At 59.9% G+C, this 20315-nt stretch carries 16 protein-coding genes and 2 tRNA genes; 13 read left to right on the top strand and 5 right to left on the bottom strand.

Features of this window, described 5'->3' with window-relative positions; genetic code table 11:
• The first annotated feature begins 6 nt into the window (after positions 1-6).
• Complete coding sequence (locus tag PMI27_RS28660; RefSeq protein ID WP_008153267.1) at positions 7-618, top strand: trimeric intracellular cation channel family protein; 612 nt, start codon at positions 7-9, stop codon at positions 616-618.
• 90 nt (positions 619-708) lie between these two features.
• Here PMI27_RS28660 and queG read toward each other — a convergent pair whose 3' ends face one another.
• Positions 709-1773 carry a tRNA epoxyqueuosine(34) reductase QueG gene (gene queG / locus PMI27_RS28665; RefSeq protein WP_008153269.1) on the bottom strand — a complete coding sequence of 355 codons (1065 nt, stop codon included), beginning with the start codon at positions 1771-1773 and terminating at the stop codon, positions 709-711.
• Between the two features lie 63 nt (positions 1774-1836).
• Here queG and PMI27_RS28670 point away from each other — a divergent pair, with 63 nt between their 5' ends.
• From PMI27_RS28670 to PMI27_RS28725, 12 genes are all read left to right on the top strand, one after another.
• Positions 1837-3336, top strand: a complete 1500-nt coding sequence (locus tag PMI27_RS28670) for a bifunctional ADP-dependent NAD(P)H-hydrate dehydratase/NAD(P)H-hydrate epimerase (RefSeq protein ID WP_024164511.1) — start codon at positions 1837-1839, stop codon at positions 3334-3336.
• Complete coding sequence (gene tsaE, locus PMI27_RS28675; protein WP_008156974.1) at positions 3324-3794, top strand: tRNA (adenosine(37)-N6)-threonylcarbamoyltransferase complex ATPase subunit type 1 TsaE; 471 nt, start codon at positions 3324-3326, stop codon at positions 3792-3794. The genes PMI27_RS28670 and tsaE overlap by 13 nt, the downstream gene beginning before the upstream one ends.
• Positions 3795-5222: an N-acetylmuramoyl-L-alanine amidase gene (locus PMI27_RS28680; protein WP_008156975.1), complete on the top strand. Its 1428-nt coding sequence runs from the start codon at positions 3795-3797 to the stop codon at positions 5220-5222. It abuts the gene before it with no gap.
• Positions 5219-7129, top strand: a complete 1911-nt coding sequence (gene mutL, locus PMI27_RS28685) for a DNA mismatch repair endonuclease MutL (protein ID WP_008156976.1) — start codon at positions 5219-5221, stop codon at positions 7127-7129. The genes PMI27_RS28680 and mutL overlap by 4 nt, the downstream gene beginning before the upstream one ends.
• On the top strand, positions 7129-8100 hold the full coding sequence (miaA, locus tag PMI27_RS28690) for a tRNA (adenosine(37)-N6)-dimethylallyltransferase MiaA (RefSeq protein ID WP_008156977.1): 972 nt from the start codon (positions 7129-7131) through the stop codon (positions 8098-8100). Before mutL ends, miaA begins: the two co-directional genes overlap by 1 nt.
• Before the next feature lie 94 nt (positions 8101-8194).
• Positions 8195-8455 (top strand): RNA chaperone Hfq, encoded by a 261-nt coding sequence (gene hfq / locus PMI27_RS28695; protein WP_007902656.1) that lies wholly within the window; start codon positions 8195-8197, stop codon positions 8453-8455.
• 12 nt (positions 8456-8467) lie between these two features.
• Positions 8468-9769, top strand: coding sequence for a ribosome rescue GTPase HflX (hflX, locus tag PMI27_RS28700; protein ID WP_008156980.1), 1302 nt, complete (start codon positions 8468-8470; stop codon positions 9767-9769).
• 96 nt (positions 9770-9865) lie between these two features.
• Positions 9866-11035: an FtsH protease activity modulator HflK gene (hflK, locus tag PMI27_RS28705; protein WP_008156982.1), complete on the top strand. Its 1170-nt coding sequence runs from the start codon at positions 9866-9868 to the stop codon at positions 11033-11035.
• Positions 11035-11904: a protease modulator HflC gene (gene hflC, locus PMI27_RS28710; RefSeq protein WP_008156983.1), complete on the top strand. Its 870-nt coding sequence runs from the start codon at positions 11035-11037 to the stop codon at positions 11902-11904. The genes hflK and hflC overlap by 1 nt, the downstream gene beginning before the upstream one ends.
• A 318-nt stretch (positions 11905-12222) precedes the next feature.
• The gene (locus PMI27_RS28715; RefSeq protein WP_008156985.1) at positions 12223-13410 is read left to right on the top strand and encodes an ATP phosphoribosyltransferase regulatory subunit; all 1188 of its coding nucleotides are present in this window, start codon (positions 12223-12225) and stop codon (positions 13408-13410) included.
• Positions 13411-13464: 54 nt separating this feature from the next.
• Positions 13465-14754 (top strand): adenylosuccinate synthase, encoded by a 1290-nt coding sequence (locus tag PMI27_RS28720; protein ID WP_008156987.1) that lies wholly within the window; start codon positions 13465-13467, stop codon positions 14752-14754.
• Positions 14755-14903: 149 nt separating this feature from the next.
• The gene (locus PMI27_RS28725; protein ID WP_008156989.1) at positions 14904-16838 is read left to right on the top strand and encodes a methyl-accepting chemotaxis protein; all 1935 of its coding nucleotides are present in this window, start codon (positions 14904-14906) and stop codon (positions 16836-16838) included.
• A gap of 95 nt (positions 16839-16933) precedes the next feature.
• Here the strand turns inward: PMI27_RS28725 and PMI27_RS28730 are convergent, their stop codons facing one another.
• The 4 genes from PMI27_RS28730 to PMI27_RS0228980 form a co-directional block, all read right to left on the bottom strand.
• On the bottom strand, positions 16934-18499 hold the full coding sequence (locus tag PMI27_RS28730) for an ABC transporter permease (RefSeq protein WP_008156991.1): 1566 nt from the start codon (positions 18497-18499) through the stop codon (positions 16934-16936).
• Positions 18499-19509: an iron ABC transporter substrate-binding protein gene (locus tag PMI27_RS28735; RefSeq protein ID WP_008156993.1), complete on the bottom strand. Its 1011-nt coding sequence runs from the start codon at positions 19507-19509 to the stop codon at positions 18499-18501. The genes PMI27_RS28730 and PMI27_RS28735 overlap by 1 nt, the downstream gene beginning before the upstream one ends.
• Before the next feature lie 294 nt (positions 19510-19803).
• A tRNA-Leu gene (locus PMI27_RS0228985) sits at positions 19804-19890 on the bottom strand.
• Between the two features lie 166 nt (positions 19891-20056).
• Positions 20057-20143, bottom strand: a tRNA-Leu gene (locus PMI27_RS0228980).
• Between the last annotated feature and the right edge of the window lie 172 nt (positions 20144-20315).

Genomic DNA, 20315 nt, shown 5'->3' with positions numbered 1-20315 from the left:
GCCCCCATGTTGCTGATGCTTTACCTGATCGCCATCACCGCCGAAGCCATGACCGGTGCCCTGTCTGCCGGCCGTCGCGGAATGGACTGGTTTGGCGTGGTGCTGATTGCCTGCGTCACGGCGTTGGGTGGGGGTTCGGTGCGTGACGTGCTGCTCGGCCACTACCCGCTGACGTGGGTCAAACACCCGGAATACCTGGTGCTGACCTCGGTGGCGGCGATGTTCACGGTCTTCGCTGCACGCTGGATGCGCCACCTGCGCTCGCTGTTCCTGGTGCTCGACGCCGTGGGCCTGGTGGCATTCACCCTGATCGGCTGCATGACCGCGCTGGAAATGGGGCACGGCATGCTCGTCGCGTCCGTCAGCGGTGTGATCACCGGGGTTTTCGGCGGCATCCTGCGCGACATTTTCTGCAACGACATCCCGCTGATCTTCCGCCGCGAACTCTACGCCAGCGTCTCGTTCGCTGCGGCGTGGTGCTACATGCTGTGCATTTACCTGCAATTGCCGGGTGAACAGGCGATTTTGATCACGCTGTTTGGCGGCTTCCTGCTGCGGTTGCTGGCGATCCGTTTCCACTGGGAAATGCCCAAATTCGTCTACAACGACGAAGCCTGATATCGCACGGCCCCTGTAGGAGCTGCCGAAGGCTGCGATCTTTTGATTTTGGTTTCCTCAAGATCAAAAGATCGCAGCCTTCGGCAGCTCCTACGCGAGTCCGTGTTGCTTGAGCGCCCACTCGACATGCTCTCGCACCAACTCCGACGGGTAATCCTTGCGAGCCTTCAACGCTTCCAGCACCGGAATGCTCGACGGCGCATTGCCCAGTCCCACCGCCAGATTGCGCAACCAACGCTCATAACCCGCCCGCCGCAGCGGCGAACCTTCAGTGTTGCTGAGAAACTTCTCCTCATCCCACATGAACAGCTCTGCCAACTCCGCGTTGTCCAGATTGTGCCGTGGCTTGAAGTCGCTTTCGCCGGACGGACGGGCGAAGCGGTTCCACGGGCAGACGATCTGGCAGTCATCACAGCCAAATACCCGATTGCCGATCAGTGGCCGCAAATCTTCCGGGATCGCGCTTTTCAGTTCGATGGTCAGGTAGGAAATACAGCGTCGGGCATCCAGCACGTACGGGCCGACGAAGGCGTTGGTCGGGCAGATGTCGAGGCACGCCGTGCAGCGGCCGCAATGTTCGGTGCTGTGTGGCGGGTCAACCGGCAGCGGCAGGTCGACGAACAGTTCGCTGAGAAAGAAGTAACTGCCGGCCTTGCGATTCAAGACCAGGGTGTTTTTGCCGATCCATCCAAGACCAGCCTGTTCCGCGATGGCTTTTTCCAGCACCGGCGCGCTGTCGACGAAGGCGCGGAAACCAAACGGGCCGATTTCGGCCTGAATTTTATCGGCCAGTTGTTGCACGCGTTTACGGATCAATTTGTGGTAATCGCGGCCCAAGGCATAACGCGAGACGTAGGCTTTTTCCGGTTGTGCCAGACGTTTGGCCATTTCGGTGTCGCCCGGCAGGTAGTCCATGCGTAGGGAAACCACCCGAAGCGTGCCGGGCACCAGCTCTTCCGGGTGTGAGCGTTTGCTACCGTGGGCGCCCATGTAGTCCATTTCGCCGTGGTAGCCAGCCGCGAGCCAGCGTTCCAGGTGCTGCTCATGCTCGGCCAGGTCGAGGCCGCTGATGCCGACTTGCTGAAAGCCCAGCTCGCGGCCCCAGTCCTTGATGGATTGGGCGAGGGCGGGCAGGTCTGTGGTAATTGCGGGCATGAGGCGAGAGAAACCGGAGCTGAGGTGCGTATAATTCTGCCAGACATCGGAGCCCGAAGACGCATGCCGCAGACTAAAGATGATTTACCCGACGCGCTGTATAGCGCCGCGCAAGTGCGAGCCCTCGATGCGAACCTGATTGCGGCCGGCACACCGGGCTTCGAATTGATGCAGCGCGCGGCGCGGGCGACCTGGCGTGCGCTGGTCCGCCATTGGCCGTCGGCGAATGAATTGAGTGTCGTGGCCAGTCATGGCAACAACGCTGGCGACGGTTATCTGGTGGCCGTGCTGGCCCGACGTGCCGGCTGGCATGTGCGGGTGTTGGCGGTCGGTGATCCCAAGCGTTTACAAGGTGATGCGGCATTAGCCCATGCTGAGGCCGTGTCCGAAGGTGTCGCGGTGCAAGCTTTCACTGCGCAGTCAGAGTTGCGTGGTGTCGTACTGGATGCCTTGCTCGGCACGGGTTTGACGGGAGAGGTGCGAGCACCCTACGCGGGGGCCATCGCGGCGATCAACGGCAGCGGGCTGCCGGTTGCGGCGGTGGATATCCCTTCGGGGTTGTGCGCTGATACCGGCCGAATACTCGGCGCTGCGGTGCGGGCTGACCTGACGGTGACGTTCATCGGCCTGAAACTGGGTCTGTTCACCGGCGATGCTGCAGACGTGGTCGGCGAGTTGGTGTTCAACGATCTGCAGGCTTCCCCCGAGTCGTTTAACGGAGTCGCTATCAGTGCACGTCGCCTGACGGCCAGTTCCTTGCCGCGTCTGACGGGCCGGGCTCCAACCTCCCATAAAGGCAAATACGGCCACGTCCTGCTGATCGGCGGTGATCGCGGCTTTGGTGGCGCCATCCTGCTGAGCGCGCAAAGTGCCCTGCGTAGCGGTGCGGGCATGGTGTCCGTGGCTACGCGCAGTGAACATGTTTCGGCCGCGCTGGCGAGAATTCCTGAAGCCATGGTGTTGGGCACTTCATCGGCCAATCAGCTGATGGAACTGCTGCAAAAGGTTTCCGTGCTGGTTGTCGGCCCGGGCTTGGGTCAGGCTTCCTGGGGGCGCAGCCTTTTGTCGGCGGCTGCCAATGCGCCGCTGCCGCAAGTCTGGGACGCCGACGCATTGAATCTGCTGGCCACAGAGCACGTGAGCTTGCCCAAGGATTGTGTGATCACGCCGCATCCGGGCGAAGCGGCGCGCTTGTTGGGGATAAGCACTGCCCAAGTGCAGGCCGATCGTCCTGCGGCAGCTCACGAATTGAGCAAAAAATATACAGCTGTCGTGGTGCTGAAAGGCGCCGGCAGCCTGATCGCCAGCCCCGATGGGCGTCTGGCGTTGTGTCATCAGGGCCATCCGGCCATGGCCACCGCCGGTTTGGGTGATGTGCTGGCCGGTCTGGTCGGCGCGTTGCTGGCGCAAGGCATGGAGGCATTCGACGCCGCCTGCCTGGCCGTCTGGCTGCACGCCAATGCTGGCGCGCAAGAAAGTAAATCGGGCCGTGGGCTGGCGGCCAGTGATCTGATTCCAGCCATTCGTCAGTTGTTGGAGGAGCAAGCACCGTGTCTGAAGTAACCCTGTACCTGGCTGATGAAGAAGCGATGACTGCGTTTGGTACGCGCATCGCACAAACCACCGAAGGGCACGGTCTGATTTTTCTCGAGGGGGATCTGGGCGCGGGGAAAACCACGCTGTCCCGGGGCATCATCAGGGGGCTGGGGCATCAAGGGTCGGTAAAAAGCCCTACGTTTACCTTGGTCGAACCCTACGAGATTGGTGACATCCGGGCCTTCCATTTCGACCTCTATCGCTTGGTCGATCCTGAAGAGCTGGAGTACCTGGGTATCCGCGACTACTTTGAAGACGACGCGTTGTGCCTGATCGAGTGGCCCGAAAAGGGTGCAGGCTTTTTGCCAAAGCCCGACCTGACCATTACCATTAGCCCGCAAGATGGCGGGCGTTCGCTGAAAATTTTGTCCCAGGGCTCGCGTGGCGAGTCGTGGTGTGCCGCTTTGGCATTGGAAACCAATTAAATGATGGGGTTAGGTATGCGCTTTCGCGCGATGGTAGCTGCCGTAGGATTGTTGTTTTTGGCGGTGACCGTCGACGCTGTGGCCGAGACGAAGGTCAACAGCGTTCGCCTGTGGCGGGCTCCGGACAACACACGACTGGTGTTCGATCTGAGTGGTCCTGTCCAGCACAGTGTCTTTACCCTGACCGCCCCGGATCGGCTGGTCATCGACATCAATGGCGCGACTCTGGGGGCGCCGTTGAACGTCAACAGCTCGAACACTCCGATCACCGCCATGCGCTCGGCTCAACGTACGCCAACCGATCTGCGGGTGGTCATCGACCTGAAAAAAGCCGTGACGCCGAAAAGTTTTACGCTGGCGCCAAACGCCCAGTACGGCAATCGCCTGGTGGTCGACTTGTTCGACAACGCCGCCGATGCCGCGCCAATTCCGGCGCCGACCAACGTCGCGACGGTAGCCCCGGTACCGGTCACTCCGGTGGAGCCTGCGGTGAAGCTGCCGCCAGCCCCGGCCGGCAAGCGCGACATTATTGTGGTCATCGATGCCGGTCACGGCGGCGAAGACCCGGGTGCCTCCGGCTCCCGCGGTCAGCGTGAAAAAGACGTGGTACTGGCCATCGCCCGCGAACTGCAGCGTCAGGTCAACGGCATGAAAGGCTTCCGCGCCGAACTGACCCGCACCGGCGACTATTTCATCCCGCTGCGCGGCCGTACCGAAATCGCCCGCAAGAAGGGCGCCGACCTGTTCGTTTCGATCCACGCCGACGCCGCGCCTTCGGCCGCAGCCTTCGGTGCCTCGGTGTTTGCCCTGTCTGATCGCGGTGCTACCTCGGAAACGGCCCGTTGGCTGGCCGACAGCGAAAACCGTTCCGACTTGATCGGTGGTGCCGGCAACGTCAGCCTCGACGACAAGGACCGCATGCTGGCGGGCGTGCTGCTTGACCTGTCGATGACGGCTTCCCTGACGTCTAGTCTGAACGTCGGCCAGAAAGTCCTGAGCAACATCGGTCGCGTCACGCCGCTGCACAAACAGCGCGTGGAGCAGGCCGGATTCATGGTGCTGAAGTCGCCGGACATTCCATCGATCCTGGTGGAAACCGGGTTCATCTCCAACGCCAACGAAGCGTCCAAGCTTGCCGCAGCGAATCACCAGCAAGCGCTGGCGCGTTCGATCAGCAGCGGCGTGCGCCAGTTCTTCCAGCAGAACCCGCCACCGGGCACCTACATTGCCTGGCTGCGTGATTCCGGCGGGATCGCCCAAGGCCCGCGTGACCATCGGGTGAACCCCGGCGAGACGCTGGCGATGATTGCCGTGCGATATCAGGTGTCTCCGGCCACGCTGCGCAGCGCCAACAACCTGTCGAGTGATGAGCTCAAGATCGGTCAGCACTTGACCATCCCCGGCACTGAACTGGCGGCCAAAGAATGAACCAGGTGCTGACCAACACGGCTCGCATCGAGCTGCTCAGCCCGCGACTGGCGAACCAGATTGCCGCCGGTGAGGTGGTTGAGCGCCCGGCTTCGGTGATCAAGGAGCTGCTGGAAAACAGCCTCGACTCCGGCGCCAGGCGTATCGATGTCGATGTGGAGCAGGGCGGCGTCAAGCTGCTGCGGGTGCGCGACGATGGCAGCGGCATTTCTGCCGATGACCTGCCGCTGGCCCTGGCGCGACACGCCACCAGTAAAATCCGCAATCTGGAAGACCTCGAGCAGGTCATGAGCCTGGGCTTTCGCGGTGAAGCCCTCGCGTCGATCAGCTCCGTGGCGCGCCTGACCCTGACGTCCCGCACCAAAGAGGCTGATCAGGCCTGGCAGGTCGAAACCGAAGGCCGGGACATGGCGCCTCGCGTGCAACCGGCGGCCCATCCGGTGGGCACTTCGGTGGAAGTGCGTGACTTGTTTTTCAATACCCCGGCACGACGCAAGTTTCTCAAAACCGAAAAAACCGAATTCGATCACCTGCAAGAAGTGATCAAGCGTCTGGCGTTGGCGCGTTTTGACGTGGCGTTCCATCTGCGCCACAACGGCAAGACCATCCTCAGCCTGCATGAAGCCCATGACGACGCGGCCCGTGCCCGGCGTGTGGCGGCGATTTGCGGCTCGGGTTTCCTCGAGCAGGCGCTGCCGATCGAGATCGAGCGCAATGGCCTGCATTTGTGGGGCTGGGTCGGCTTGCCGACGTTCAACCGCAGTCAGGCAGACTTGCAGTATTTCTTTGTGAACGGCCGTGCGGTACGCGACAAACTGGTGGCCCACGCGGTGCGCCAGGCCTATCGCGACGTGCTGTTCAACGGCCGGCACCCGACGTTCGTACTGTTTTTTGAAGTCGATCCGGCAGGCGTTGACGTCAACGTGCACCCGACCAAGCACGAAGTGCGCTTCCGTGACGGGCGCATGGTTCACGATTTCCTCTATGGCACCCTGCACCGCGCCTTGGGCGATGTGCGGCCGGAAGACCATCTGGCTGCGCCTGTCGCGACGGCCATCGTTCGACCCACCGGTATTGATGCTGGCGAGTTCGGTCCGCAGGGCGAAATGCGTCTGGCGGCCAATGCCTTGCTGGAACAGCCTCAGGCTCAGCCGTCGTTCAATACGCCGGCCGGCTCGGGCGCGGGTGCCGGTTATCAATATCAGTACTCGCCGCGGCCTCAGTCCGGCGTGCCTGTTGCTGAGGCCCAGGCAGCTTATCGCGAGTTTTTTGCACCGTTGCCAGAAGCCAACGCGGTAGCGCTGCCGGCCGGCCAGGACGACATTCCTCCGCTGGGTTATGCACTGGCGCAGCTCAAAGGCATTTATATTCTTTCGGAAAACGCCCAAGGGTTGGTGCTGGTGGACATGCATGCCGCTCACGAGCGGATCATGTACGAACGTCTGAAAATCGCCATGGCCAGTGAAGGCCTGAGCGGTCAGCCGCTGCTGGTGCCGGAGTCGCTGGCGGTTAGTCAGCGTGAAGCCGATTGCGCCGAAGAACACGGCGCGTGGTTCCAGCGCCTGGGCTTTGAATTGCAGCGTCTGGGCCCGGAATCCCTGGCGATCCGGCAGATCCCAGCCTTGCTCAAGCAAGCTGAAGCCAATCGATTGGTCAGTGACGTCCTCGCCGACCTTATGGAATACGGCACCAGCGACCGGATTCAGGCGCACCTGAACGAACTGCTCGGCACCATGGCCTGCCACGGCGCGATTCGGGCGAATCGGCGTCTGGCCCTGCCGGAAATGAACGGTCTGCTGCGGGACATGGAAAACACCGAACGCAGTGGTCAATGCAACCATGGCCGACCGACCTGGACCCAACTGGGCCTGGACGATCTGGACAAACTGTTCTTGCGCGGTCGTTGATGAACCAGCTCCCTCCTGCGATTTTCCTGATGGGGCCGACCGCCGCCGGCAAGACCGACCTGGCCATCGAACTCACCAAAGTCTTGCCTTGCGAGCTGATCAGCGTCGATTCGGCGCTGGTCTACCGTGGCATGGACATCGGCACCGCCAAGCCTTCAAAAGAGCTTCTGGCTGAATTTCCACACCGGTTGATCGATATTCTCGACCCGGCAGAGAGCTATTCGGCCGCCGATTTCCGTCGTGATGCCCTCGAAGCCATGGCCGAGATCACCGCGCGGGGCAAAATTCCGCTGCTGGTGGGCGGCACAATGCTCTATTACAAGGCTTTGGTTGAAGGTCTGGCAGACATGCCTGCGGCCGATCCGGACGTCCGCGCACAGATCGAAGAAGAGGCTGCACGCCTTGGCTGGCAAGCCTTGCACGATCAATTGGCGGTCATCGATCCGGAATCCGCTGCGCGTATTCATCCGAACGATCCGCAGCGACTTAGTCGGGCGCTGGAAGTTTATCGCGTCAGTGGTCAGAGCATGACTGCACTAAGGTTGCGACAATCTGCGCAAAGTACTGAAGCAGCCGCCTCGGGACTGCAACAATTGCCCTATACTGTCGCGAACTTGGCCATTGCCCCGGCAAATCGCCAGGTATTGCACGAGCGAATTAAACAAAGATTCACGAATATGTTGGAACAGGGATTCATTGACGAGGTCGTAGCCCTGCGTAAGCGAAGTGACCTGCATGCCGGGTTGCCGTCTATACGTGCAGTAGGCTACCGACAAGTCTGGGACTACCTGGATGGCAAGCTGACGCAAGCCGAGATGCAGGAGCGTGGAATCATTGCCACGCGCCAATTGGCGAAGCGCCAGTTCACCTGGCTGCGCAGTTGGGCTGATTTACACTGGTTGGACAGCCTCGATTGCGACAATCTGCCGCGCGCCTTGAAATACCTTGGGACCATCTCCATATTGAGCTGAGTCCTTGCATTTGCCGTCTATCCTTGGGGGTGTGACGGCCACAAGCCATTTGTTTACCTATTTTTTATATTGAATCCTTAAAGGAGTGCGGCACATGTCAAAAGGGCATTCGCTACAAGACCCTTACTTGAATACTTTACGTAAAGAGAAAGTGGGGGTTTCCATCTACCTGGTCAACGGGATCAAACTGCAAGGCACGATCGAGTCTTTCGACCAGTTCGTTATCCTGCTGAAAAACACCGTCAGCCAGATGGTTTACAAACACGCTATCTCTACAGTGGTGCCGGTTCGTCCAATTCGTCTGCCTAGCGCAACCGAATCCGAAGCAGGTGACGCTGAGCCAGGTAACGCCTGATAGGAGTCTCCTTTGTTCTTTGAGCGCCACGGTGGTGGTGAGCGAGTAATCCTCGTTCACTTGGATGGACAGGACCCTGAGGCGCGCGAAGATCCGCAGGAGTTTCAGGAACTGGCTAATTCGGCGGGCGCCGAGACCGTTGCGTTTTTTAACGTGCCGCGTCATCGGCCAACCGCCAAATTCCTGATTGGCAGCGGCAAGGTCGAGGAACTGCGCGACCTGGTCAAGGCCGAAGAAGCCGATCTGGTGATTTTCAATCACATCCTCACGCCCAGTCAGGAACGTAACCTCGAACGTGTTTTCGAGTGTCGCGTGATCGACCGTACCGGTCTGATTCTCGATATTTTCGCCCAACGCGCCCGTACCCATGAAGGCAAGCTCCAGGTAGAACTGGCCCAGCTTGACCACATGAGCACCCGGCTGGTTCGTGGCTGGACCCACCTTGAGCGTCAGGGTGGCGGTATCGGCATGCGTGGTCCGGGTGAAACCCAACTCGAAACCGACCGCCGTTTGCTGCGGGTTCGTCTGCGGCAGATCAAGGGCCGACTGGAAAAAGTGCGCAGTCAGCGCGAACAGTCGCGACGCGGCCGTTCGCGTGCGGATATTCCTACCGTGTCCCTTGTGGGCTATACCAACGCCGGCAAATCCACGCTCTTCAATAACGTGACGAAATCCGACGTGTACGCGGCTGACCAGTTGTTTGCCACGCTGGACCCGACCTTGCGCCGTCTGGAACTCGACGACCTGGGGCCGATTGTCCTGGCTGATACGGTGGGTTTCATACGCCACTTGCCCCACAAACTGGTCGAGGCATTTCGGTCTACGCTCGAAGAGTCGAGCAACTCCGACCTGTTGTTGCACGTGATCGATGCGGCCGAACCGGATCGCATGTTGCAGATCGAGCAGGTGATGGTGGTGCTGGGCGAGATTGGTGCCCAGGACTTGCCGATCCTCGAGGTCTATAACAAACTCGATTTGCTTGAAGGCGTTGAGCCACAAATCCAGCGCGACGAAAACGGCAAACCCCAGCGGGTATGGCTGTCGGCGCGTGATGGCACTGGTCTGGAATTGCTTGAACAAGCCATTGCCGAGTTACTCGGCGGTGATTTGTTTATCGGTACCTTGCGCTTGCCGCAACGTTTTGCTCGACTGCGTGCGCAGTTTTTCGAACTCGGTGCGGTGCAGAAAGAAGAACACGACGAAGAAGGCATCAGCCTGCTGGCCGTTCGCTTGCCACGGGTCGAGTTGAATCGACTGGTGAGTCGCGAAGGTCTGCAACCGATGGAATTCATCGAACAACACACTTTGCAATAAAAGCCTGAAAAAGCGGTTGTGCCGCGGTGACGGGCATTCTGTAGCATTGGTCGGCGCGCCGTGGGTGCGTCTTTGCTTTATCAGATGGAGAGCGCTATGGCTTGGAATGAGCCGGGTGGCAACTCGAATAATCAGGATCCTTGGGGTGGCAAGCGCCGCAATAACGGCGACCGCAAGGGACCACCGGATCTCGACGAGGCCTTCCGAAAGCTGCAGGAAAGCCTGAACGGGTTGTTCGGTGGTGGTAAGAAACGCGGTGATGATGGTGGCGGTTCGGGCAGGAGTGGCGGCTTCGGCGGTCTGCTCGGCATCGGCCTGGTCGTGTTGGCGGCCGTGTGGCTGTACAGCGCGGTCTATGTAGTCGACGAGCAGGAGCAAGCCGTGGTGCTGCGCTTCGGCAAGTACTACGAAACCGTTGGCCCGGGCCTGAACATCTATTTCCCGCCGATCGATCGCAAGTACCTGGAAAACGTCACGCGTGAGCGTGCCTATACCAAGCAGGGTCAAATGCTGACTGAAGACGAGAACATCGTCGAAGTGCCGCTGACCGTGCAGTACAAGATCAGCAATCTGCAGGACTTCGTGCTGAGCGTTGATCAGCCGGAAATCAGCCTGCAGCACGCGACCGAAAGTGCCTTGCGCCATGTGGTGGGTTCCACCGCGATGGACCAGGTGCTGACCGAAGGTCGTGAATTGATGGCCAGCGAAATCAAGGAGCGTCTGCAACGCTTCATGGATACCTATCGCACCGGTATCACCGTCACTCAGGTCAACGTACAGAGCGCAGCCGCACCGCGTGAAGTGCAGGAAGCCTTCGATGACGTGATCCGCGCCCGTGAAGACGAGCAGCGTTCGCGTAACCAGGCTGAAACCTACGCCAACGGCGTCGTGCCGGAAGCCCGTGGTCAGGCCCAGCGCATCATCGAAGATGCCAACGGTTATCGTGACGAAACCGTCTCGCGCGCCAAGGGTGAGGCTGATCGCTTCACCAAGCTGGTGAGCGAGTATCGCAAGGCCCCTGAAGTGACCCGTCAGCGTCTGTACCTGGACACCATGCAGGAAGTCTTCAGCAACACCAGCAAGGTTCTCGTGACCGGCAACAAGAATGGCCAGAGCAATCTGCTGTACTTGCCGCTGGACAAGATGGTCGAAGGCGGTCGCAACACCAGCACTTCGGTGACCGGTGCGGCAGCCACCAGCAATGAAGCGAATGTGCGTGCAGCCGATCTGCAGCAACAGCAAGCACGTACCAGGGAGAGTCGCTGATGAGCAATAAATCGCTGATCGCCCTTATTGTCGGCGTCGTCGTGGCGATCGCTGCCTGGAACTGCTTCTACATCGTGGCTCAGACCGAGCGTGCGGTGCTGCTGCAGTTCGGTCGTGTGGTCCAGACTGATGTTCAGCCGGGCCTGCATGTGAAAGTGCCTTACGTTAACCAGGTGCGCAAATTCGACGCACGCCTGATGACGCTGGATGCACCGACACAACGCTTCCTGACGCTGGAAAAGAAAGCCGTCATGGTCGATGCCTACGCCAAGTGGCGCGTGAAAGATGCCGAGCGCTTCTACACCGCGACTTCCGGCCTCAAGCAGATTGCTGACGAGCGTCTTTCCCGTCGTCTGGAGTCGGGCCTGCGTGACCAGTTCGGTAAGCGCACGCTGCACGAAGTGGTTTCCGGTGAGCGCGATGCGCTGATGACCGATATCACCGCTTCGCTGAACAAGATGGCGGAAAAAGAGCTGGGCATCGAAGTTGTCGATGTTCGGGTCAAGGCCATCGATCTGCCGAAAGAAGTGAACCGCAGCGTGTTCGAGCGCATGAGTTCCGAGCGTGAGCGTGAAGCTCGTGAGCACCGCGCCAAGGGTAACGAACTGTCGGAAGGCATTCGTGCCGACGCTGATCGTCAACGCCGCGTGTTGCTGGCTGAAGCCTATCGTGAATCTGAAGAGGTTCGTGGTGATGGTGATGCCCAGGCGGCTGCGATCTACTCCAAGGCCTACGGTCAGGATCAGGAGTTCTACGGTTTCTACCGTAGCCTGCGTGCCTACCGTGAAAGCTTCGCGAACAAATCCGACGTCATGGTCCTGGACCCAAGCAGCGACTTCTTCCGTTACCTGGAAAAAGCCAAGCCTTGATACGACGTTGACCTGAATCATCCCCCGCCTGGCGGCTAACGCCTCGGGCGGGGTGATCCTTTGGGAAAACGTGTGTATGATGCGGCAGCCGGGAAATTCCCGGCTTTTTTGCGTCTGCACGTTTGATTGCTGTTTTTTATGCAGGCGTCCGAGTTGAATGACTCGACAGGTTTTTCGAGGAAAGTGGTTGGTGAAGCCGATTTCAGGCTTTTCGCCGTGTCGTCCATGCGCGTTGTTTGTGCGCATGAGCCGATCATTTTCTGCTTCACTCAAGGCTCGCCCAACGGCTTGCCGCCCGGATCATAGGGGAATGGCGTAATGGCAACGGTAGACCGCTGGCTGCTGCCAGATGGCATCGAAGAAGTACTGCCACCAGAAGCGGCGCGCATTGAAGTCGCGCGTCGTCAGGTGTTGGATCTGTTCCAGAGCTGGGGTTACGAGTTTGTCGTGACTCCCCATATCGAGTACCTGGAATCCCTGCTGACCGGCGCGGGCCAGGACCTCGATCTGCGTACCTTCAAGGTCATCGACCCGCAATCGGGCCGGCAGATGGGGTTCCGTGCCGACATTACGCCGCAAGTGGCGCGCATCGATGCGCACACCTTGCGTCGCGAAGGCCCGAGCCGTCTGTGCTATGCCGGTAGCGTGCTGCACGCTCAACCGCGCGCCTTGTCGTCCTCGCGCAGCCCGATCCAGCTGGGTGCCGAGTTGTACGGCGATGCCAGCCCGAGCAGCGACGTGGAAGTCATCAGCCTGATGTTGGCTATGCTGCAACTGGCCGATGTGCCGGATGTGCACATGGACCTCGGTCATGTGGGTATCTACCGCGGCCTGGCTCGCGCCGCCGGTTTGTCCGGTGAAGTCGAGCAACAGTTGTTCGACGCGTTGCAACGTAAGGCCATCGACGAGGTCATTACCTTGACCGAAGGCTTGCCTGCCGATCTGTCGGGCATGTTGCGGGCGCTGGTTGACCTGTGTGGCGGCCGTGAAGTCTTGAGCGCTGCCCGCGAGCGTCTGGCGGATGCGCCGGCGCCGGTACTGGCAGCTCTGGACGACTTGCTGGCGATTGCCGAGCGTCTGTCCACGCGTTTCCCTGAGTTGCCGTTGTATTTCGATCTGGGCGAGTTGCGCGGCTACCACTACCACACTGGTGTGGTGTTCGCGGTGTTCGTACCGGGTGTTGGCCAGTCCATTGCTCAGGGCGGTCGTTACGACGACATCGGTGCCGACTTCGGTCGTGCCCGTCCGGCAACCGGCTTCTCTACCGATTTGAAAACCCTGGTGACCCTGGGGCGTGCTGAGATCGAGTTACCGTCTGGCGGTATCTGGATGCCTGACAGTACGGATGCGGCACTCTGGCAGCAGGTTTGCCAGTTGCGCAGTGAGGGTCAGCGTGTCGTTCAGGCGTTGCCTGGGCAACCTTTGGCCGCCGCCCGTGAAGCGGACTGCGACCGGCAATTGATTCAGCAGAACGGGCTTTGGCAAGTATCGCCACTGGCTTCTTGAGTTTTCCTGCCGGCTGCCGCCGGCACCAAGTTTGCGCGAATGAGGACAAGTGTTATGGGTAAGAATGTCGTAGTCCTGGGCACCCAATGGGGTGATGAGGGCAAAGGCAAGATCGTTGATCTGCTGACCGAACATGCTGCCGCCGTAGTGCGCTACCAGGGTGGCCACAACGCTGGTCACACCCTGGTGATCGATGGCGAAAAAACCGTCTTGCACCTGATCCCGTCGGGCGTGCTGCGCGAAGGCGTGCAGTGCCTGATCGGCAACGGCGTGGTGGTTGCACCCGACGCTCTGCTGCGGGAAATCATCAAGCTGGAAGAGAAAGGCGTACCGGTGCGCGAGCGCCTGCGTATCAGCCCGTCCTGCCCGCTGATCCTGTCCTTCCACGTAGCGCTGGACCAGGCCCGTGAAAAGGCCCGTGGCGAACTGAAGATCGGTACGACCGGTCGCGGCATCGGCCCGGCGTACGAAGACAAGGTTGCACGTCGTGGCCTGCGTGTGGGCGACCTGCTCAACATGCCGCGCTTTGAAGACAAGCTGCGTGAACTGGTGGACTACCACAACTTCATGCTGGTGGGTTACTACAAAGAGCCTGCCATCGAGTTCGAAAAAACCCTGGCCGAGTGCAAAGAATACGCTGAACTGCTCAAGCCGCTGATGCTGGACGTGACGGCCGAGCTCCACGACCTGCGTCGCGCCGGCAAAGACATCATGTTCGAAGGCGCCCAAGGTTCGTTGCTCGACATCGACCACGGTACCTATCCGTACGTGACCAGCTCCAACACCACCGCTGGTGGCGTGGCGACAGGTTCGGGCGTTGGTCCGATGTTCCTGGATTACATCCTGGGCATCACCAAGGCTTACACCACTCGCGTAGGTTCGGGTCCATTCCCGACTGAGCTGTTTGACGAAGTGGGTGCTCACCTGGCCAAACAAGGTCACGAGTTCGGCGCTACCACCGGCCGTGCCCGTCGTTGCGGCTGGTTCGACGCCGTTATCCTGCGTCGTGCTATCGATGTGAACAGCATCTCGGGCATCTGCCTGACCAAGCTCGACGTGCTCGACGGCCTCGAAACCATCAACATCTGCGTCGGCTACAAAGATGCGCAAGGCAATGCCGTTGCCCCGACTGATGCTGACAGCTACGTGGGCCTGCAGCCTGTGTACGAAGTAGTGCCGGGCTGGACCGAGTCGACTGTGGGTGCCAAAACCATGGAAGAGCTGCCAGCTAACGCCCGTGCTTACATCAAGCGCGTTGAAGAGCTGATCGGTGCGCCGATCGACATTATTTCGACGGGCCCGGACCGCAACGAAACCATAGTTCTGCGTCATCCGTTCGCTTAATAAGTCGTTGATGTAAAACACAAAGGCCCCTCATTTGGGGCCTTTGTCGTATCTGCCTGTCGGGCGGCACGACCTTTGCTGTGATGTTGATTAAAAGCATCGCTTCCAGTGCGCCATCAATTTAATGGCGCCAAGCAGAGGGATTTTAAGTGTCAGCCATTCTCTCACTGTTACAAAGCCGTCTTCTGCGGCCGGTGTTCGTTACCCTTGGTATCGCCCTTTTGGTGCAAGTGCTTGTAGCTGTCGCCCTGACCCGGAGCACAGTGACCGCACTGGAAGCGGATCTGGGTGTTCGCCTGGGGGTCGACAGTCAAAAGCTCTCCGGGGAACTTGAGCAGGCAGGGCGTGAAGTCACGTCGAGCCTCGACAGCCTCTCTACCAGCACGCGTCAGCGTCTTACGGCGGGTTTGTCCTCGCGATTGAAGGACGAGCAAGCACAACTGCGTGTGACGCTGGAGAAGGATCTGAAGGACTCCGCCAATGATATGGCGCAGCTTCTGGCTTCAGTCGCACCTCGCGCCATGTGGGACAGCGACGTTCCAACCCTGTCCGAATTCGCCCGCCGGGCCCAGCGCAATCCCAACGTGCTGTTTGTGATCTACGACGACGCTACCGGCCAGCACCTGACGCGCTATCTGAACCGCGAGAACCCGATCAACAAAGCGCTGCTGGAGAAAGGCCAGGGCGAGCGCGCATTGGACAAAGTGCTGGATGCGGCGAAGAACGATCCATCGGTCTACTACCTCGAAGCCTCAATCAGCCCCAATGGCGTGGAAATCGGCAAGGTCTTGATGGGTGTCTCCACCGCTTCCGTGGAAGTCGATCTGGCAGCCCTCGACAAACGCTTTTCGGCTCTGATCGCCAGCAGTGATCAACTGGTCGGTGACAGCCTCAAAGGTGCGGCGGCTGATAGTGCTGCAGCGATGGGCGCGCGCCTGAAGTCGGCGCAGTCCACGGCTTCAGCGATGCAAGCAAACACCACCAGCACTGTGCAGGAAGCGGCAGGCACTTTGCGCTGGCGCATCGGCATGGGTCTCGCGCTGGTCGGTTGCGGTGTGCTGCTGTTGCTCGCGGTGGTGCTGGGTCGTCGGGTGGTCAATCGCTTGAAGCTGCTCATCGCTGCCATGGATGACCTGGCGGCGGGCGAGGGCGACCTGACCAAGCGCGTGCAGATCAACAGTAAGGACGAAATCGGCGACATGGCTTCGGCGGTCAATCGCTTTGTGGATAAGTTGCAGCCGATCGTGCGCGAAGCGGGCGATGTGGCTCAGCGTACCGGTGTGGAAATCGGCGCGATGACCTTGCGCAATGCCGGGGCCGATAAAGCGGCGGGCATGCAGCGCGATGAGGTGGCCGAGAGCCTGCGTGCGTTGTCACAAATGGCTGACGAAGCCCAGTCTGAAAGTCACGCCATGCAGGCAGCCTTGCAGCAAGTGGTGGATATTCGTTCGGCGACGGATGAAAACACGCGGACGTCGGCGAAAGTCGGCAGCCTGATCGAGGCGTTGGCCGGGCAGGTCGACACCGGGGCGAAAGTCATCGAGCGGCTGGCGCAGCAGAGTGAGCAAATTGAAGTGGTGTTGACGGTGATTCACGGGATCGCCGAGCAGACCAACCTGCTGGCGCTGAACGCGGCGATCGAAGCGGCGCGTGCGGGCGAGACTGGTCGCGGCTTTGCCGTGGTCGCTGACGAGGTGCGAGCGCTGGCGAGCAAGACACAGAGCTCCACTGGCGACATTCAGGCGCACATCGTTGCCCTGCAACAAGGTGCGCGTGAGGCGGTGGCCGCGATCGGTCAGGCAGGGCGTCAGGCCAGCGAAGGTTTGCTGGTGCTGCGTGACAGTGCGCGGTTGCAGCAATCGGTGCAGGCGTCGGTCGAGCAGGTTCATGCGGCGATTGGTCTGGCAACGCAGGCAGCGGCGCATCAGGCGCAAGGCGCGCAAGCGGTGCGTGGTCGGGTTGAAACCATTCATGCACAGGCTGAGAAAGCGGCACAAGCGGTGGTGGAAACCACGGCCAGCGGCAAGGTGCTGGATGGATTGGCGGCGCAGTTGAAGGCAAGTCTGGGGCAATTCAGGGCTTAAATTTGTATTGACTGGGTTAGCCTCTTCGCGAGCAGGCTCGCTCCCACATTGGAATGTATTTCCCTGTGGGAGCGAGCCTGCTCGCGATGGCAATCTCAGCGACTCAAATACATCCGAGTCGTCAGCAGATAAACCGGCAGCCCCGACACCAAAATCAACAACGCCGCATAAGGCGCCGCCGCTGCAAACTCCACATTCGCGGTATGCGCCCAGACTTCCGTCGCCAGCGTATTGAGCCCGGTCGGACTCAACAGCAGTGTCGCCGTCAGTTCCTTCATCGCATCCAGAAACACCAGCGCAAACGCTGCGCCCAGCGCCGGGAAAATGATCGGCAACGTCACCCGGCAAAACGCGCTAAAGGACGATGCGCCCAGCGTGCGTGCAGCCTCTTCCAGTTGTGGCGCAGCCTTGTTTAGCGCCGTACGAATCGGCGCCTGTGCCAGCGGCAAAAACAGCAGTGCATAAGCGATCAGCAACAACGCCGAAGTCTGGTACAGCACGGGCACATAGTGCAGGGCGAAATACACCAGCGTCAGCGCGATCACCAGTCCTGGCAGCGCATGCAGCAGATACGGCAAGCGTTCGGCCCAGATCGCCAATTGGCCCTTGTGGCGCACCACCAGCAATCCCACCGGCACTGCGAGCACCAGGCACAGCGCCGCGCCGCCCAGTGACAACGCCAGAGAGGAGAGCAGCGCCTCGCTGATCGCCGCTACCGGGAACGCTGCCGACGAACCCACCGCTAGCCAGTACGCCAGCATCCCGAGCGGAATACCGCTGCCGATGATCGCCAGCGCCAGGCAATAAAGTTGTCCGGCGGCAGCCCAAGGCCCCAGCCGGACCTGTTCCGCCTGCCGAGCCGCGCCCTGGCCGGTGCGCACGTGTCGGCCCTTGCCGCGCGCTCGCAGTTCCAGCCACAACAGCATCAGACACAGCGCCAGCAACACGGCGGAAAGCATCGCCGCATTCGCGTTACTGAATTCCAGTTCGAACTGTTGATAGATCGCGGTGGTAAACGTCTGCAGGCCGATGATCGACAGCGCACCGAATTCCACCAGCATGTGCAGCGCGATCAGCAGCGAACCGGCGAGCAGTGACGGCCAGAGCAGCGGCAGAGTGATTCTGAAAAACACGCCCCAGCGATTCTGCCCCAGTGTGCGAGCGGACTCTTCGAGAGAGGGATCGAGATTGCGCAGGGTCGCAGCAACCGGCAGAAAGATCAGCGGATACTTGGACAGGGTCATCACCAGGATCGCCCCGCCCAAGCCTTCGAAATGAGCGCTCAGCGAGACCCAGGTAAAGCTGCTGACAAACGCCGGCACCGCGAACGGCAGGCACAGAATCACGCCCCACAAGCGTCGCCCCGGCAAGTTGCTGCGCTCAAGCAGCCAGGCCAGCGACAGGCCGATCACGCCGCAGGCGAGCGTCACACCGGCCATCAGCGCCAATGTGTTGCGCAGCAGGCCGAACACATAAGGACGCCACAACAAATGCAGTGCCTCAGCCCAACCGGCTTGCCAGGTCTTGAGCCCGACATACGCCAGTGGCAACAGGCTGAGCACCACCAGCAGCAAAACCGGTAGCAGCAGCCAGATCGATGGCCGCTTGCGCCGTGGTACATAACCCCCGCGCGCGACGGGGGCGGATAACGATGCGCTCATCAGTTCAGGCCAACGTCACGTTCCAGGTCCAGGGCTTGCTCGGCGTTGCCGAGATCGGCTGGCGTGACTTTCGGTGCTTCCAACTCGCTGAACGGCTTGAGCCCACGATCCGATTCCATGCCTTTGTGCAGCGGGTATTCGGCGGTGGTCTGAGTGATCACGCGCTGACCTTCTTCGCTGGCCATGTAGGCAAGGAATTGCTGGGCTTCTTTTGGATGCTTGCTGGATTTCAGCACTGCCGCACTGGAAACAGTGATCAGCCCGCCGACGTCTCCGCCGGTGAAGTAATGCAGTTTCGAATCGAGCTGACCTTTTTCACGCTGCAAGGCGAACCAGTAATAGTTGTTCACCAGCACGGTAGCGACTTCGCCGTTTTCCACGGCCTTCAATGCAACCATGTTGTTGCTGTAGGTCTTGCCGAAAGCACGCAAACCGGTCAGCCACTCTTCGGCCGCGTCCATGCCGTGTACTTTGATGATCGCCACAGCCTGTTCCTGGAACGCGCCGCTGGTGGGCACGAAGCCGACCTTGCCTTGCCATTTCGGATCGGAGAACTCCATGACCGACTTGGGCAGGTCTTTTTCGTCAATCAGCTTGGGGTTGTAGGCGACGACGCGGACTCGCGCGGTGATGCCGATCCAGGTGCCGTTGCCGGCGACGTAGTCTTTGGGCAGAACGGCCAGGGTGGCGGCATCGGTCTGCGCCAGCAGGCCTTGTTCGCCGAGTTTGTTCAGTGGTGGCGATTCTTCGGTGTAGATCACGTCGGCAGGGGAGCGATCACCTTCTTCGACGACCTGGCTGGCGAGCTGGTTGCTGCTGCCTTTGCGCACATTGACGTGAATCCCGGTCTTGGCTTCGAAGGCTTTGGCGATGGCATCGCCGACTTCTTTGTGTTGACCGTTATAGAGTGTCAGGGAAACCGGTTCGACGGCTTGGGTGAGGGGAGTGGCGAGTGCCAGGCCGAGGAGGGTTATGGTCAGGCCGCGGCGCAGGGTATTTCGAAACATCATTCGCAAGGTTCCTCACTGTCGCATTGCAAAAACTTGAAACAATGATAAACGATATTGTTTCTCAAGTGCGCCTTGCGGGGCGAAGACGGCTCTGTTAGAGCGGGCTCGGGCATAACGCTCTACCTGTAGGAGCTAAGCTTGCTCGCGATGGCGATCTCAAGGGCGCCATCGCCGGCAAGCCGTGCTCCTACAGAAGGCGCGCAGGGGCTCTCATAAGATTTTTGAAAGCCAGAAACGCAAAAACCCGCTTTCGCGGGTTTTTGTGAAATTTCAGATCGACTCTGAAATTTGAATTGGTGCCCAGAAGAAGACTCGAACTTCCACGACCTTGCGGTCACCAGCACCTGAAGCTGGCGTGTCTACCAATTTCACCATCTGGGCATAATCTTCAGCGTTGCCGCTGTTGATGTGGCGCACTATACGGAGAGCTTTTTAATCTGTAAACCCCTGATTTAGTTTTAATAATTCAGGGGCTTAGAATGCAAAAAACCCGCTTTCGCGGGTTTTTGTGTGAGCCTTGAAATTGATCTAATCTCAAGCTCGAAATTGGTGCCCAGAAGAAGACTCGAACTTCCACGACCTTGCGGTCACCAGCACCTGAAGCTGGCGTGTCTACCAATTTCACCATCTGGGCATTATCGACAATGCGTCTGCGTCGTCGATGGCGCGCACTATACGGAGCGTCTTTTTAACTGTAAACCCCTGAAGTCGAAAAAACCTGGAAAATTTTACAAGTGGCATTTAATTCAGCTTCGCGCGGTCGATAAAGGGCTTTAGATGGGCTCTCATAGCCTGAAATTTCCCGT

The organism is Pseudomonas sp. GM41(2012) (genome assembly GCF_000282315.2).
In the GTDB taxonomy this organism is placed as follows: domain Bacteria; phylum Pseudomonadota; class Gammaproteobacteria; order Pseudomonadales; family Pseudomonadaceae; genus Aquipseudomonas.
This window is presented reverse-complemented; position numbering and strand designations above follow the sequence as displayed.